At 51.1% G+C, this 13,986-nt stretch carries 14 protein-coding genes; all 14 read right to left on the bottom strand.

Translation table 11 applies throughout. From position 1 onward, the window contains the following. Window positions 1-632: DNA mismatch repair endonuclease MutL (mutL, locus tag PHF27_RS09720; protein WP_300069160.1), on the bottom strand; the 632-nt coding region annotated here is incomplete at its 3' end. Between the two features lie 2 nt (window positions 633-634). Next, complete coding sequence (gene mutS / locus PHF27_RS09715) at window positions 635-3,214, bottom strand: DNA mismatch repair protein MutS (protein WP_300069157.1); 2,580 nt, start codon at window positions 3,212-3,214, stop codon at window positions 635-637. Window positions 3,215-3,232: 18 nt separating this feature from the next. Beyond that, on the bottom strand, window positions 3,233-4,537 hold the full coding sequence (miaB, locus tag PHF27_RS09710; protein ID WP_300069154.1) for a tRNA (N6-isopentenyl adenosine(37)-C2)-methylthiotransferase MiaB: 1,305 nt from the start codon (window positions 4,535-4,537) through the stop codon (window positions 3,233-3,235). A gap of 140 nt (window positions 4,538-4,677) precedes the next feature. Next, the gene (locus tag PHF27_RS09705; protein ID WP_300069151.1) at window positions 4,678-5,043 is read right to left on the bottom strand and encodes a sulfite exporter TauE/SafE family protein; all 366 of its coding nucleotides are present in this window, start codon (window positions 5,041-5,043) and stop codon (window positions 4,678-4,680) included. Beyond that, window positions 5,043-5,405, bottom strand: coding sequence for a sulfite exporter TauE/SafE family protein (locus tag PHF27_RS09700; RefSeq protein WP_300069149.1), 363 nt, complete (start codon window positions 5,403-5,405; stop codon window positions 5,043-5,045). The genes PHF27_RS09705 and PHF27_RS09700 overlap by 1 nt, the downstream gene beginning before the upstream one ends. 27 nt (window positions 5,406-5,432) lie before the next feature. After that, window positions 5,433-6,251 carry an Asp23/Gls24 family envelope stress response protein gene (locus PHF27_RS09695; RefSeq protein WP_300069146.1) on the bottom strand — a complete coding sequence of 273 codons (819 nt, stop codon included), beginning with the start codon at window positions 6,249-6,251 and terminating at the stop codon, window positions 5,433-5,435. A 78-nt stretch (window positions 6,252-6,329) separates the two neighbouring features. Then, window positions 6,330-7,157 (bottom strand): PHP domain-containing protein, encoded by an 828-nt coding sequence (locus PHF27_RS09690; protein WP_300069143.1) that lies wholly within the window; start codon window positions 7,155-7,157, stop codon window positions 6,330-6,332. After that, window positions 7,154-8,635, bottom strand: coding sequence for a leucyl aminopeptidase (locus PHF27_RS09685; protein ID WP_300069140.1), 1,482 nt, complete (start codon window positions 8,633-8,635; stop codon window positions 7,154-7,156). The genes PHF27_RS09690 and PHF27_RS09685 overlap by 4 nt, the downstream gene beginning before the upstream one ends. A 69-nt stretch (window positions 8,636-8,704) precedes the next feature. Further along, the gene (locus tag PHF27_RS09680; RefSeq protein ID WP_018704418.1) at window positions 8,705-8,965 is read right to left on the bottom strand and encodes a stage V sporulation protein S; all 261 of its coding nucleotides are present in this window, start codon (window positions 8,963-8,965) and stop codon (window positions 8,705-8,707) included. A 125-nt stretch (window positions 8,966-9,090) separates the two neighbouring features. Then, window positions 9,091-9,867 (bottom strand): TIGR00282 family metallophosphoesterase, encoded by a 777-nt coding sequence (locus PHF27_RS09675; protein ID WP_300069136.1) that lies wholly within the window; start codon window positions 9,865-9,867, stop codon window positions 9,091-9,093. A 10-nt stretch (window positions 9,868-9,877) separates the two neighbouring features. Next, on the bottom strand, window positions 9,878-10,396 hold the full coding sequence (locus PHF27_RS09670; RefSeq protein WP_300069133.1) for a hypothetical protein: 519 nt from the start codon (window positions 10,394-10,396) through the stop codon (window positions 9,878-9,880). 92 nt (window positions 10,397-10,488) lie between these two features. After that, window positions 10,489-12,024 carry a ribonuclease Y gene (gene rny, locus PHF27_RS09665; protein WP_300069163.1) on the bottom strand — a complete coding sequence of 512 codons (1,536 nt, stop codon included), beginning with the start codon at window positions 12,022-12,024 and terminating at the stop codon, window positions 10,489-10,491. A gap of 250 nt (window positions 12,025-12,274) precedes the next feature. After that, complete coding sequence (locus PHF27_RS09660) at window positions 12,275-12,742, bottom strand: regulatory protein RecX (RefSeq protein WP_300069130.1); 468 nt, start codon at window positions 12,740-12,742, stop codon at window positions 12,275-12,277. Beyond that, on the bottom strand, window positions 12,739-13,800 hold the full coding sequence (gene recA / locus PHF27_RS09655) for a recombinase RecA (protein ID WP_300069127.1): 1,062 nt from the start codon (window positions 13,798-13,800) through the stop codon (window positions 12,739-12,741). The genes PHF27_RS09660 and recA overlap by 4 nt, the downstream gene beginning before the upstream one ends. Between the last annotated feature and the right edge of the window lie 186 nt (window positions 13,801-13,986).

Genomic DNA, 13,986 nt, shown 5'->3' with positions numbered 1-13,986 from the left:
GCAATCACATCTTCCAAACGCCCGCTGCCATTTGTGCTAAGCACCAACCGCTGGTTATTAATTAAACGGAAGGCCACTTCCGGATGTGACAAGGCAAGGCGCGTTATAATATCGTGGATTTGGGCGCTTTCCGCAGCCGGTTTTTTTAAAAATTTGAGACGGGCTGGAAGATTAAAGAAAATATCCCGCACTAAAATAGTTGTGCCCACGCCGCCTCCCGCTTCGGTCACTTCCAGCGTTTGGCTTCCCTCCATGACAATTTGCGTCGCCAAGGCATCCTCTTGACGCCTTGTAGTCAGGGTAAAACGGGAAACAGACGCAATGCTCGGCAACGCCTCGCCGCGGAATCCCAGGCTGGCGATATGGTATAAATCATCAGCGCTGCGTATTTTACTGGTAGCATGACGCAGCATAGCCGTCTGCGCGTCCGTGGCGCTCATACCCCAGCCGTCATCGCTGATGCGAATGCTTTCACAGCCTCCGGCTGCGATCTCCACCTCTACATTGCGGCTGGCGGCGTCAATAGCGTTCTCCACCAGTTCTTTGACTACCGACGCCGGCCGTTCCACCACCTCGCCGGCGGCTATTTGGTTTGCTGTATGCGTGTCTAATACCTGTATAATATCTTCCATGCCTAGCGCCCCATTTCTTCCTTAGCTTGATTTTGCAAGCGAAACAACGTATTCAACGCTTCAATGGGCGTCAGGCTCATTACATCCAACGCTAAAAGTTCTTCACTCAAAGCGCTGCCGAACAAGGTGAGCGGCGGCTCTTCTTTTCTGACTGTCGGCGCGGTTGCTTCTCTGACGGCGCAGGTTTCCAAATCAGCCAACACTTCTTTAGCCCGCTGAATGACTTTTGACGGCAGCCCCGCCAGTTGCGCCACATGAATGCCGTAGCTTTTGTCAGCTCCGCCCGGCACAATGCGCCGCAGAAAAACAACATTATTGCCTTTTTCCCGCACCGCCACCGAGTAGTTGCGAATACCGCTCCAAGCGTTCTCCAGTTCTGTCAGTTCATGATAGTGCGTGGCAAAGAGCGTTTTGCAGCCAATCTGTTTCTTGATGTATTCCACTACGGCCCGGGCAATGCTCATCCCGTCAAAAGTACTGGTTCCCCGACCGATTTCATCGAGAACAACCAAGCTGTTTTTCGTAGCGTGGCGCACAATGGCGGCCACTTCATTCATTTCCATCATAAAGGTGCTTTGACCGGTTGCTAAGTCATCGCTGGCGCCGACGCGGGTAAAAATCCGGTCTACCGGCGAAATAACCGCACTGCGCACAGGCAGAAAGCTGCCTGTCTGCGCCATAAGCACCAACAGCGCCACTTGGCGCATATACGTAGATTTCCCCGCCATATTCGGGCCGGTAATAACCATAACGTCTTCCACCCCTGGGAAAAGCTGCGTATCGTTAGGCACAAACAGTTCGCCCTTGAGGAGACGCTCAACAACTGGATGCCGACCATCCTGAATCTGAATGCTGCCGTTTTCTTCAAGGCGGGGACGCACATATTGATGGCGCACAGCAGCGTCGGCAAAGCTATGCAGTACATCCAGCACAGCCACGCGCCGCGCCGTAGCCTGCAGTCCGCAAAGCTCTTCTTTCACCCGGTCGCGCAAGCGACAGAACAGATGATATTCCAGTTGCACAATACGCTCCTGGGCGCCCAAAATTTTAGTTTCAAATTCCTTTAATTCCGGCGTAATATACCGTTCGGCATTAGCCAAGGTCTGCTTGCGCTGAAAATAAGCAGGCACCGCAGAGGTATTCGCGTGGGTAACCTCCAGATAATAGCCAAACACCTTGTTATAGCCAATCTTCAACGAACGAATGCCTGTCTTTTCCTTCTCCGAACGCTCAAATTCTTGGACCCAGCATTTGCTGTCCCGGGCCACTTCTCGCAGTTCGTCCAGCTCACTGTCATAACCGCTGCGAATCATGCCGCCTTCACGCACCGAAACAGGCGGGGACTCTACAAAAGCCGTCCCAATCTCTTGAGCCAGCTCCGCATGGCTTTCCCAGGTCGCGTATAGCTCGCGCAACAGCGGACTCTGCGCCTGGTTCAGCACATCCCGCAGCGCCGGCAATTGCGCCAGCGACTGGGACAAAGACACCAGATCTCTGGCATTGGCGGTTCCCAGCTCCACCCTGGTGACAATGCGCTCGAAATCATAAATTCCTTCCAGCGCCTCTATCAGCCCTTGCCGCAGCAGCGGCGCGCCAGTCAATTCTTCTACCGCCTCATGGCGCTTGGTAATATCTTTTGGATACCGCAGCGGCTGCTCCAGCCAGTGCTTTAGCAGCCTGCCGCCCATAGCGGTGCGCGTAAAATCCAGCACCTGCAGCAGCGTCGCTTTTCTGCCTCCGTCGCGAAGGTTGCGGGTAATCTCCAAATTGCGCAGCGTCGACGCATCCAGCAGAAGATATTGCTGCTGCGTCTGTTCCGCCAACCGATTGATATGGGCTAAATTAGTTTTAACGGTCTCATGCAAGTAGCATAAAAGATGCTCCACTGTTTGACCGGCTTCCTTGTCGCCCGGTTGCTCCTCTGGCGCAAAATGTTGTTTTACAAAAGACGCAGCCTCCGGCGCGAACGCCCGCTGCTCCGGGCGGCAATTCAAGCGATCCTGCGAAAAATCGTCCAATTCTGTCCAATAGCTTAAATGCCCGGATACAATAATCTCTTTAGGCTGCAGACGATACAAGGCATCCCATAAAAGCGGCTTTTCCCCTTCACCGTCCATGACGCTCCAAAAACATTCTCCGGTAGACAAATCCGCCGCCGCCAGATACACTCGCCCATTTTCCCCTTCTCGAACAAGAGCCAAATAGTGGTTGCTTTTTTCGCTCAAGGACACTTCTCCTAAAAAAGTCCCCGGCGTCACAATGCGCACCACTTCGCGCCGCACCAGCCCTTTGACCTGTTTGGGGTCTTCAACCTGCTCGCAAATGGCCACCTTGTATCCTTTTTGCACCAACCGCGATAAATAGTTTTCCGCCGCATGATAGGGAATGCCGCACATAGGAATGCGTTTCCCTTGGCCGCCTTCCCGCGAGGTCAAGGTGATTTCCAGCTCGCGCGAGGCCAGTTCCGCATCTTCAAAAAACATCTCATAAAAATCGCCTAAACGAAAAAAAAGAATTTCTTGCGAGTGACGGCTTTTTACTTCCCTATATTGTTCCAGCATCGGCGTATAGGCTGTCGCCATAACCGGTTCCCCCTTTGGTTACACTGATTCCCCTTTGAGAATCCATGTCTGCGCTTTGGTAATACGAACCTGAATCAAATCCCCTGGCTTTTGTCCTGCCTGATGCGGCCACAGCACCAACTTGTTGCCGCGGGTACGACCAGCCCAATGCTTGGAATTGGTTTTGCTGGGCCCTTCTATAAGAATATCCTGACAAGTATGAAGCAATTTTTCATTGCAAGCCAAAGCTACTTTTTCCTGCAAAGTAAGCAAGCGCTGCAAGCGCTCCTTCTTCACAGCCAAAGGCACTTGCTCCTTCATTTCAGCAGCCGGCGTTCCTGAACGGCTGGAATATAAGAAGGTATACGAAGCGTCAAAACCAACCTCTTCCACTAATGCTAAGGTATCAGCAAACATTTCTTCGGTCTCTCCAGGAAAACCGACAATCAAATCCGTAGTCAGCACCGCGTCTGGTACAGCAGCTCGGACTTTGCGCACAAGTTCCAAATAATCCTCCCGCGTATAGCCCCGGTTCATCTGCCGCAAAATCTCATTATTCCCTGCTTGAATAGGCAGGTGGAAATGCGTAGTAATATGCTTGCTTTGCGCCACAGCCTCAATTACTGCCTCGTCCATGTCGCGTGGATGCGACGTCATATAGCGAATACGCAAAAGGCCGGGAATATCATCCAGCGCCCGCAGCAGCGCCGCAAAGGTATTGGACGTCCCTTTGCCGTAAGAGTTCACATTCTGTCCCAGAAGGGTGATTTCCTGATAGCCTTCGGCCGCCAGCCCCCGTACCTCTTCCACAATATCAGCTAGCTCCCGGCTGCGCTCCCGCCCCCGAACGTACGGAACAATGCAATAGGTGCAAAAATTATTGCACCCAAACATAATCGGCACCCAAGCGGCTACGCCGCTTTTGCGCACCACCGGCATTTCTTCAACAATTTGCGTTTCCGCTTCCGCCAGCACCGACCTCTCGCCGGTGCGTTGTTCCCCCAGCCATGCCGCCAAATGGTGGATCATATTGGTTCCCATAACCAAATCCACGTGAGACGCTTTGCGCAAAAGGCGCTCTTTGTCCTTTTGCGCCATGCAGCCTGTAATGATAATACGTATATGGGGGCGCTCTTGTTTATGGCGCTTTAATTCGCCAATTTTCCCGTATATCTTTTTCTCGGCGCTTTCCCGCACACAGCACGTATTGATGACAATTACGTCCGCTTCTTCCAGATTATCTGTCGCCAGATACCCCTGGGAAGCCAGCTGTCCGGCCATTTTCTCCGAGTCATTCTCATTCATTTGGCATCCGTAGGTCAAAATGCAATAGAAACCGTTCATGGCAACTCCTTTACGTACCCATTAATACTAAAAGTCTATCTTTTTTATTATAGCCGCAAATCCCCTCGCTGTAAAAGCGTCAATAGAAAAAACGCTTTCCCTAGAGCCTTTGACAGGCCTCAAGAAAGCGTCCTTATGTTTTACTTCTTTTTGTTCAGAGCCATGCGCAGGCCCATGCAAATGACAAATACGCCAAAAAAACGGCGCAACATCTCAGGTGGAATGCTTTGCACCAAGCCGGAGCTGCCTAAAGCGCCGAAACCAGCCCCGAGAGCCAACCAAAAAGCCACCTTGTATCTGACAATCCCTTGGCGATGAAAACGCCACAAACCAGTCAAAGCGGTCGGAATGATGACCAAAAGCGAAATACCTTGCGCCGCATGCTGCGGAATACCCATGAGAAACACCATCATCGGCACCAAGATCATGCCGCCGCCAACGCCCATAAGGCCGCTTAAAATACCAGCCGATACTCCCGCTAAGACAATAACCGCCAACGCTTCCATCAGCCGCCCACCACCATTCGCAGGCCAACAAGCGCCAAAAATACGCCAAACATGCGTTTAAGCTGCGCTGCAGGTATCTTAGACATCCAGCGAGACCCCACAGCGGCGCCGACGACACTGCCTGCCGTCAACATGGCAGCAACACTAAAATCCAGTTGGCCGTGCAAACCATAGACGAGGGCGCTAGCAGCCGCAGTCGGAATGATCACCGCCAGAGACGTAGCGTGAGCCTCGTGTTGAGATAAACCAAGAAGAGATACCATAACAGGTACCAGCACTATGCCGCCGCCAATGCCGAGCATCCCGCTCAGTACGCCAGCCAGCACTCCGTAAAGTACAATGCGTCCTGTGTACACTTCCATTTTCTCAGCCTCGCTTTTCTTGGATAATCAATCCATGCTCAAGCTGCGCACCACCAAATTGACCTCAAAAACCGTCATGCCTGTTGTATATTCGACAGCTTCCCGAATACGCCGTTGCACCGCTGGCAATTCTTGAGAAATTACCGTCCCAAAGCGCACCACCAAATCCGCAGTAATTTGGACTCCCTTGTCCTTTACCTTGCGAATTTGCACCTTCCCCACTTTGGCAATAAAATCTGTGTCCAGAGCTTCTTTCTGTGTTACCGCCACCAGAACGTCATCGGCAATCAGCAGCTTGCCATAATAGCTGAACGTAGGACGGACAATGGATTTTTCGCCCAGCTTGCGCCGCGTCGCCGAAGAACGGCGGCTGAAAATTTCCAATGAATCCACCAAATATCCTGAAAAATGGGGTTTTAACTCGATTGTCGGCACGGGAATAATATGTTTCCCCTCCCGCAGCCTGGCTTTACGAGCTTTAGCAATTTCCGTCGGACTGGCAATTTCTTCAATGCGAATAATTTTTTGAATAGGCGGGAGTTTGAGAATTCTAACAATTTTTTCCACCATGCCATCGGAAGTTCCCAGCACTAAAATACGCTGCGGCTTGACCCTTTCAATCGCTTCTCTTACTTCGGCGGCATGCTCCGGATCCGTAAAAATAGCCCGGCGTACCGCGCCAATCTTATTGGGCTCCTTTTTAGCCGATTTACCGGCAATAATTTTACTGTCCTTAATGAACAAACCATCATCAATCAAGGCATCTGCAGCCTGTTCATGCGCGACAATCAAGGCCCGATGACTCTTACCAGTACCACTTGGCCCAACGAATGCAAACACGTCCATAGCATGCCTCCTTTCATAAAATCCTCTGTTTCTATCACCTTACTGGAAACTCCCTCGCTTTGTCAAGGGAGACCGAGCTTACAGTTTGCGCTTTTCCATGGCCAGCTGCAATTCCAAGACTATCGTATCTGGCGCCTGAAATACGCCCAGCATTTCAGGAAACCTTCCGGGAATTGCGTGAAAATCAGACCCTCCTGTAGCCAGAATTCCGGCTGCCTGCGTCCAAGCAAGGTATTCTTGTTGCTGCTGCTTTGTGTGCATCGGATGGAATACCTCCAGTCCTTCTGCGCCGGCGGCCAACACTTTTTTCACAACCTGGTCGTCTCCCGCCAGTCCGGGATGCGCCATCACCGCTACGCCGCCAGCCCCTTGAATCAACTCGATTACCTCAGGATATTTCAGACGGCGATGCGGCACATAAGCCGGCCCATTTTTATGCAAAAGTGCGTGAAACACTTCCCCCACAGTAGCAAAGGCGCCCATAGCCACCAAGGCTCTTGCTACATGCGGCCTGCCGATAGAGCCGCCCCCCGCCTGAGCCGCCACATCCTCCAGCTTCAAAAAATAGCCAAGCCCTCTTAGTTTGTCTACCATTTCTCCCGCTCTATTTTGACGGCTTTCCGCCAGCAAGGCCAATTCCTTCTGAAAAAAAGACCGCCGCCAATCCATTCCATAACCTAGAACATGCACTTCATGACCTGGAATGTCGGTGCTAAATTCAATGCCCGGAACAAATTGCAGCCCTTCGGGCCAGGCAAATGCTTCCGCTTCCTCCAGCGCCCGCGTAGTATCATGGTCGGTAATAGAAACCATCTTCAGTTCAGTTGCGACAGCCGCCTCATAGACTTGCAGCGCTGTCCACCGTCCATCCGAAGCCAGCGTATGAATATGCAGATCTACACTCATAACCGCACCAAACTTTTGGCGATTTCCAGCAGCGTAAGCACCCCAGCGCCGCTGCCTCCTTTCACCCAAGCCCCCGAAGTCTTAAGCAGTGTCGCTGTACCTGCGATATCCAAATGCGCCCAAGGCGTTTCCTTGGCAAAAGCGCCGATGAAAAGACCTCCCGTAATCATGCCGCCATAGCGGCCTCCAGTATTTTTCAAATCCGCGATATCGCTTTTCAACAATTCTGCATATTCTTCGTCATGCGGCATCAGCCAAGTTTTCTCCCCTGCTTGCTCGCTAGCTGCCACAATCAAATCGGTCCAAGCTGAATCATTGCCCAAAAGACCGCTGCGCACTCGACCCAAAGCCACCATGCAAGCGCCGGTAAGCGTCGCTACATCAATGATGCGCTGCGCTCCTTCATGCCGGGCGTAAGCCACAGCATCCGCCAAAATAAGGCGCCCTTCCGCATCGGTGTTAATCACTTCAATGGTCTGTCCGTCCATGGCGGTTACGATATCTCCCGGTTTCAGGGCTTTACCGGAAGGCATATTTTCCGCACAAGGAAGCACTGCCAAAAGATTCACTGGCAAGTTTAAAGCAGCAATTGCATCCATCGCCGCCAGCACGGCAGCCGCCCCGGACATGTCATCTTTCATCTCCTGCATGCCATCGCCCGGCTTCAAGCTGATGCCGCCACTGTCAAAGGTAATGCCTTTGCCTACAAAAGCGGCATCCCAAGGCTTGCCTTTAACCCCGCCGCAATAGCGCAGTACAATAAGCCGCGGCGGCGCCTCGCTGCCCTGAGCCACGGCGCTCAATGCCCCCATGCCGGCAGCTTTTATCCGCGCAGCGTCCCAAACATCTACATCCATGCCATGCAGCGTCGCCAAACGCTGCGCTTCTTCCGCCATCTTTTCCGGTGTCATAACTGCCGCCGGCTGATTGACCCAGTTTCTGGCTTGCAGCACGGCTTCCGCCGTTACAATGGCATTTTGCATCGCCTGTTCTAACGATGGTGTTATTGCCTGCCGGGTCTGAAAAAATAGTTTTTGCAGCACCGTTTCTTTCTTTTTACTCTTATAGCAGTCGAAACGGTATCCTCCCAGTATAGCTCCCAAAGCCGCTTCATAGACGCTCTCTTCCAGCGGCAAAGCCAATTCATCAAAAAGAAAAATGCTTTGAGAGACTTTGGCTTTTTCCAGCGCGCGTACGGCCTGGCCCAAACAAAAACGAACCCCTTGGACAGTTAGCTTCTCGCGCTTGCCAAATTGCAGCAAAAAAAGGTCAGGCAAATCATCTTGGCAGGAACGGAGCAGAAAGGTATCTCCCTTGTCATTACAGCAGACTTCCTGTCCTAGCCAAGCGCTCAAACGCCCCTGCAGCTGCGCATCTACTTTCTTGCCTTCTTCTCCCAGAAAATTTTCTCCCTGAAAGACCGGTAAAACCACCGCAGCTCCTTTTGCCGTATTCTTTCCAAGCCACTCTATTTTCATCGTCATACACCTCTTATAAAAAATAAGAAACCTGTTCAGCGAATGAACAGGTTTTCTCTGAACTCTGTTTCAGCGCGGCTCTACAATCAACTTCATTGCAGTCCGCTCTTCCCCTTCAATCAGAATATCTGTGAAGGCCGGGATGCAAATTAAATCAACTCCATGAGGAGCGACAAATCCTCTGGCTATAGCAACCGCTTTGACAGCCTGGTTCAAGGCTCCTGCGCCAATCGCCTGCATTTCCGCGCCGCCGCGTTCGCGCAATACCCCTGCCAGCGCCCCTGCGACCGAATTAGGATTCGACTTTGCTGATACTTTTAAAACTTCCATTTCCGTTGACCTCCTTTGTCGTATAAAGCCTCGATGTTCGGTACACATAAAGGAGGTATTCGGTTTTAGAAAGAAAAATCCTTTTTCTTACAGAAAAAAATTCAAACAATTTTAACAAGCGCAAATTATAAGGCTTTCTGAATGCGCCGAAATTCATGAACGCATTTCCGCCGCAAATCAAAGTCTACATAAAATCCACATAAAGACGCCGCCCCAGAGGCCACTTCAAAACGCACTGGCAAACCAGTCAGAAACTTCTGCAGCACAATGTCCTTATCCATGCCAAGGATGGAATTATCCGCCCCAGTCATGCCCAAATCGCTTAAATAAACGGTACCTTGGGGGAGAACCTGCTCATCCGCAGTCTGTACATGGGTATGCGTTCCCACCACGCAAGCTACACGCCCGTCCAAGTAATAACCTAAGGCTTTTTTCTCCGAAGTCGCTTCCGCATGCATTTCCACAACAATCAAATCCGCCTTGCTGCCAATCTGGCGCAAGATCTCGTCAGCCGCTCGAAACGGACAGTCCACAGGCGGCATATACACCCTGCCTGCTAAGTTCACAACGGCAATACGAGCAAAGGGAGTTTCAAACACCCCCCAGCCCCTCCCGGGAGTCCCGGACGGATAGTTGGCAGGGCGCAAAAGACGCGGCTCCGCATCAATGCATTTGAAAATATCCCGCTTATCCCAGATATGGTTGCCGCTTGTTACCGCGTCAACACCTTGCTGTAAAAACTCCTGCAAAATGTCAGGAGTCAAGCCTACGCCGCCTGCGGCGTTTTCCCCGTTAGCAATGACAAAATCCAAATCCAGTTCGCGCCGCAGCTCGGGAATCAAAGTCTGCGCCGCCTGTCGTCCCGGACGACCGCAAATATCACCAACAAAGAGAACTTTCAAAACGGCCTCCTCACTGCGTATATACCAACACGCGTCCCTCTTCCCGAATACCAATCAAGGTTTGCGGCGGTAAGCGGCGGATGCTTTGAAATAAACCATCTAAATACTCTTCATCTCCGGGTATTTCCTCCGTTCCCGGAGGCAGCTCCGCCTGATAATCTACCACTAACTCGGCTCCCAACTGATCCTTCAGCACTTCCACCAACACGGAAATTTCGCCGCGCGACAAGCTGTTCAGATCTCGCACTATCGTCAAAAAAGTCACGCCTTCATGAAAAGAGTATTCAAATTCCATCGCGTCATACACATACCCCTCCAACAAATGATAGGCGGTTGCGCTTTCAAACAGCAGTTCTCCCAGCGAACGCGCGCGTTCTTCCTCCAAGGTTTCTTGTACAAAGAAAGTCAAGTGAAGAACTCGTTCTTCCGCCCCCAACTCCAGATAGCCGATTTCCGGATACCGCGTCAAAATAGCAAACAATAGATTGACGCCTTCTGGAAATGCTTCTTCCTGCATTACTTTACTCATAATTCTCCCCCTTGCTGCAGCGCTATGCACGCCTTGTAGCCAATCAAAGCAGAAGGAAAAGAAACGACCTTAAACAAGGTCGTTTCTTTTCGTTATTTTGCGTATTCAACAGCGCGAACTTCTCGGATTACCGTTACTTTAATCTGTCCCGGATATTCCAGTTCATTCTCAATCCGTTTAACAATATCCCGTACCAAGCGAACCGACGCTAAATCGTCAATTTTTTCAGGTTTGACCATAATGCGCACTTCGCGGCCTGCCTGAATGGCAAAGGATTTTTCTACGCCTTCAAAGGACTCGGCGATTTCTTCCAACCGGCTCAAACGCTTCAAATAGCTTTCCAAGCTTTCCCTGCGGGCGCCCGGACGAGCTGCCGAGATGGCATCTGCCGCCGCCACAAGTACTGCTTGCACTGTCCGCGGCTCTTCATCGCCATGATGCGCCAAGATGGAGTTAACCACTTCCGGCGACTCACGAAATTTCTTCGCCAAATCACCGCCAATGGTAACATGGGACCCTTCCATTTCATGGTCCACTGCTTTTCCTAGATCATGGAGCAAACCGGCCCGTTTCGCCAGCATAACATCCACACCCAGCTCGGCAGCCATAACGCCAGCCAAGTGAGATACTTCAATAGAATGTTTAAGAACATTCTGTCCATAGCTGGTGCGATATTTCAAACGGCCCAAAAGCCGAATGATTTCAGGATGCAAACCATGAACGCCGGTCTCAAAGGTAGCTTGTTCGCCGGCTTCTTTAATGCGCTGCTCAACTTCCTTCTGGGCTTTTTCTACCATTTCTTCAATCCGCGCCGGGTGAATACGGCCATCGGTAATTAGCTTTTCTAAAGCTAAGCGGGCAACTTCCCTGCGCACCGGATCAAAGCCGGAAAGAATAACCGCTTCCGGCGTGTCGTCAATAATCAAATCAATGCCTGTCAATGTTTCCAAGGTACGAATATTGCGGCCTTCACGACCAATAATGCGACCCTTCATTTCATCATTAGGCAAGGCTACCACAGAAACTGTGGTTTCAGCAACATGATCGGCTGCACAGCGTTGAATCGCCGCAGACACGATTTCCCGCGCCTTCTTATCGGCTTCTTCTTTCGCCTGCTGCTCCAGTTCTTTGATCATAATAGCTGTTTCATGACGAATTTCTTCTTGTGCCCGAGCCAGCAACAACGTACGCGCCTCTTCCGACGACATGCCGGAAAGACGTTCCAATTCCGCCAACTGCTTTTCATAGACCGCATTAATTTTTTCCTGGGCGCGCTCTACTTCGCCTTCCTTACGGCCTAAAACTTCTTCCTTTTTTTCCACAGCATCCATTTTTCGATCCAGATTTTCTTCTTTCTGAACCAAACGACGTTCTAGACGCTGCAATTCGCCACGACGTTCTTTGCCTTCACGTTCCATTTCCACGCGCAAACGGTGAATTTCCTCTTTGGCTTCCACCAAAGCTTCCTTTTTTCGCGCTTCTCCGGTCCGCTCGGCTTCTTCTACAATTTTCCGCGCCGCTTCCTCTGCGGAGGCAATCTTGGCTTCTGCGGTACTTTTTCGAATCCAATATCCCGCTCCGACTCCGACTGCTCCCATGACAACGGCTGCTGCAATTACTTCGATAATAACTCGACACCTCCTTTTTTTATAACTACTTCATATGGCTCTAGTTCATCTGTAGTACGGCATCGTTCTCCATGCCGAGACGCATCACGAGACCTCTTGTTATGCATAAAGGAAAAGCCGAGCTATCACTCGGCTTTTGCATCAACAAACCTAAGCATCCCCCCGACATCTCGGCAAGGAAATGACCGTATGGATGTTGTCAACCTCTGGCGAGTTAACGATTTTATTTTACTTGGTTTTTACAACAGTGTCAAGAAGACGCCCCGTTGTCCGCCAAGTACAAAGCCACGGTTCGCCGCGCCACAGCCGCCGAAAATCCTCTTTGCCATAAAAAACGCAGTAAACGTTGTTCTTCTTCACCGCCGGAACGAAAACGTCTTTGTAATAGCCGCAAAGCCCTTTCCTCTTCGCCAGGCAGCTCGTCCTCCTGCGCTGCCCAGGCTTCTGCTACATCCTCTCCGGCAAAGCCCTTTTGTCGGAGAATCTGCTCAATGCGCAAGCGCCCGTAGCGTCCTTCCTGCACTTTCAGCAGCACTTGGCGTTTACAAAGGCGCTGATCGTTCAGGTAATTCCACTGTTCCAATTGTGCTAACGCTTCCTGCAACGCTTCTTCCGCCGCTCCCTTACGCCGCAATTTTTCCGCCAATTCCTGTTTGCTGTAAAAGCGGCGCTGCAACATCTGCAGCGCCGCTTTTACTACTTCACGGGACGTATTCATTCGTCATTCCCAGTTTCTTTCGCAGTTTTAGCTTCCTCCGCCTCTTCTGCCGGCAATTTGCTGCCAAGGAGTTTTTGCCGAATTTGCACTTCAATTTCATCTGCCACTGCCGGGTTTTCCTTGAAAAACTGTTTGATGTTTTCCCTTCCTTGTCCCAGCCGATTGCTTTGATACGAATACCAGGAACCGCTCTTTTCAAGAATATCCAAATCGGTCGCCATATCCAAGATAATTCCTTCTCTAGATATGCCTTCGCCGTACACAATATCAAATTCTGCTTGCCGGAAAGGCGGCGCCACCTTGTTTTTTACAACTTTAACCCGGGTGCGATTGCCAATGATATCGTTGCCTTGTTTAACACTGTCAATGCGCCGCACGTCCAGACGAATGGTGGAGTAAAACTTCAACGCCCGACCGCCTGTCGTTGTTTCCGGATTGCCGAACATGACCCCTACTTTTTCTCGAATCTGGTTAATAAAAACCGCAGTACAACGAGATTTACTGATGGCGCCTGTCAATTTCCGCATGGCCTGCGACATCAAGCGCGCTTGAAGCCCCACATGGGAGTCGCCCATTTCGCCTTCAATTTCCGCTTTAGGAACCAACGCGGCCACCGAATCGATAACAATGATGTCAATAGCGGAACTGCGCACTAAAGCATCGGTAATTTCCAGCGCCTGTTCGCCATTATCCGGCTGTGAAATTAATAAGTTGTCAATGTCTACGCCCAGCTTACGGGAATATACTGGATCGAGCGCATGCTCGGCATCAACAAACGCGGCTACGCCGCCTAAACGCTGCGCCTCCGCAATCATATGTAACGCAACCGTAGTTTTACCAGACGACTCCGGTCCGTAAATCTCCACAACACGCCCCCGCGGCACACCGCCAACGCCCAGGGCGACATCCAAGGACAATGCGCCTGATGGAATTACTTCTACGTTCATCTTCGCAGCGGCCTCGCCAAGCTTCATAATCGAGCCTTTGCCGAAATCTTTTTCAATCTGCTTGACTGCCTGCTCTAACGCCCGCATCTTTTCCGCATTCTGTCGCTCCATTGTTCTGCCCCCTTCATTTTTCCTCTTTCATTTTACCAAACAAAGGTTCGGAAAGTCAAGAAGAGGCTGCAAGAAAAAGCTGCTGTGTGATCTTTTGAAAGGGATAAAGGATTGAACAAGAGAATCGGAGTCACGGGAGGGTGCGACTGAGGCTACGGCGGCCGTGATTGTATTTGAGACTTTTAT

The organism is Anaeromusa sp. (assembly GCF_028691475.1).
Lineage (GTDB): Bacteria > Bacillota > Negativicutes > Anaeromusales > Anaeromusaceae > Anaeromusa.
Note: the sequence above shows the minus strand (reverse complement) of the source record. Positions and strands in the feature narration are given on the sequence as shown.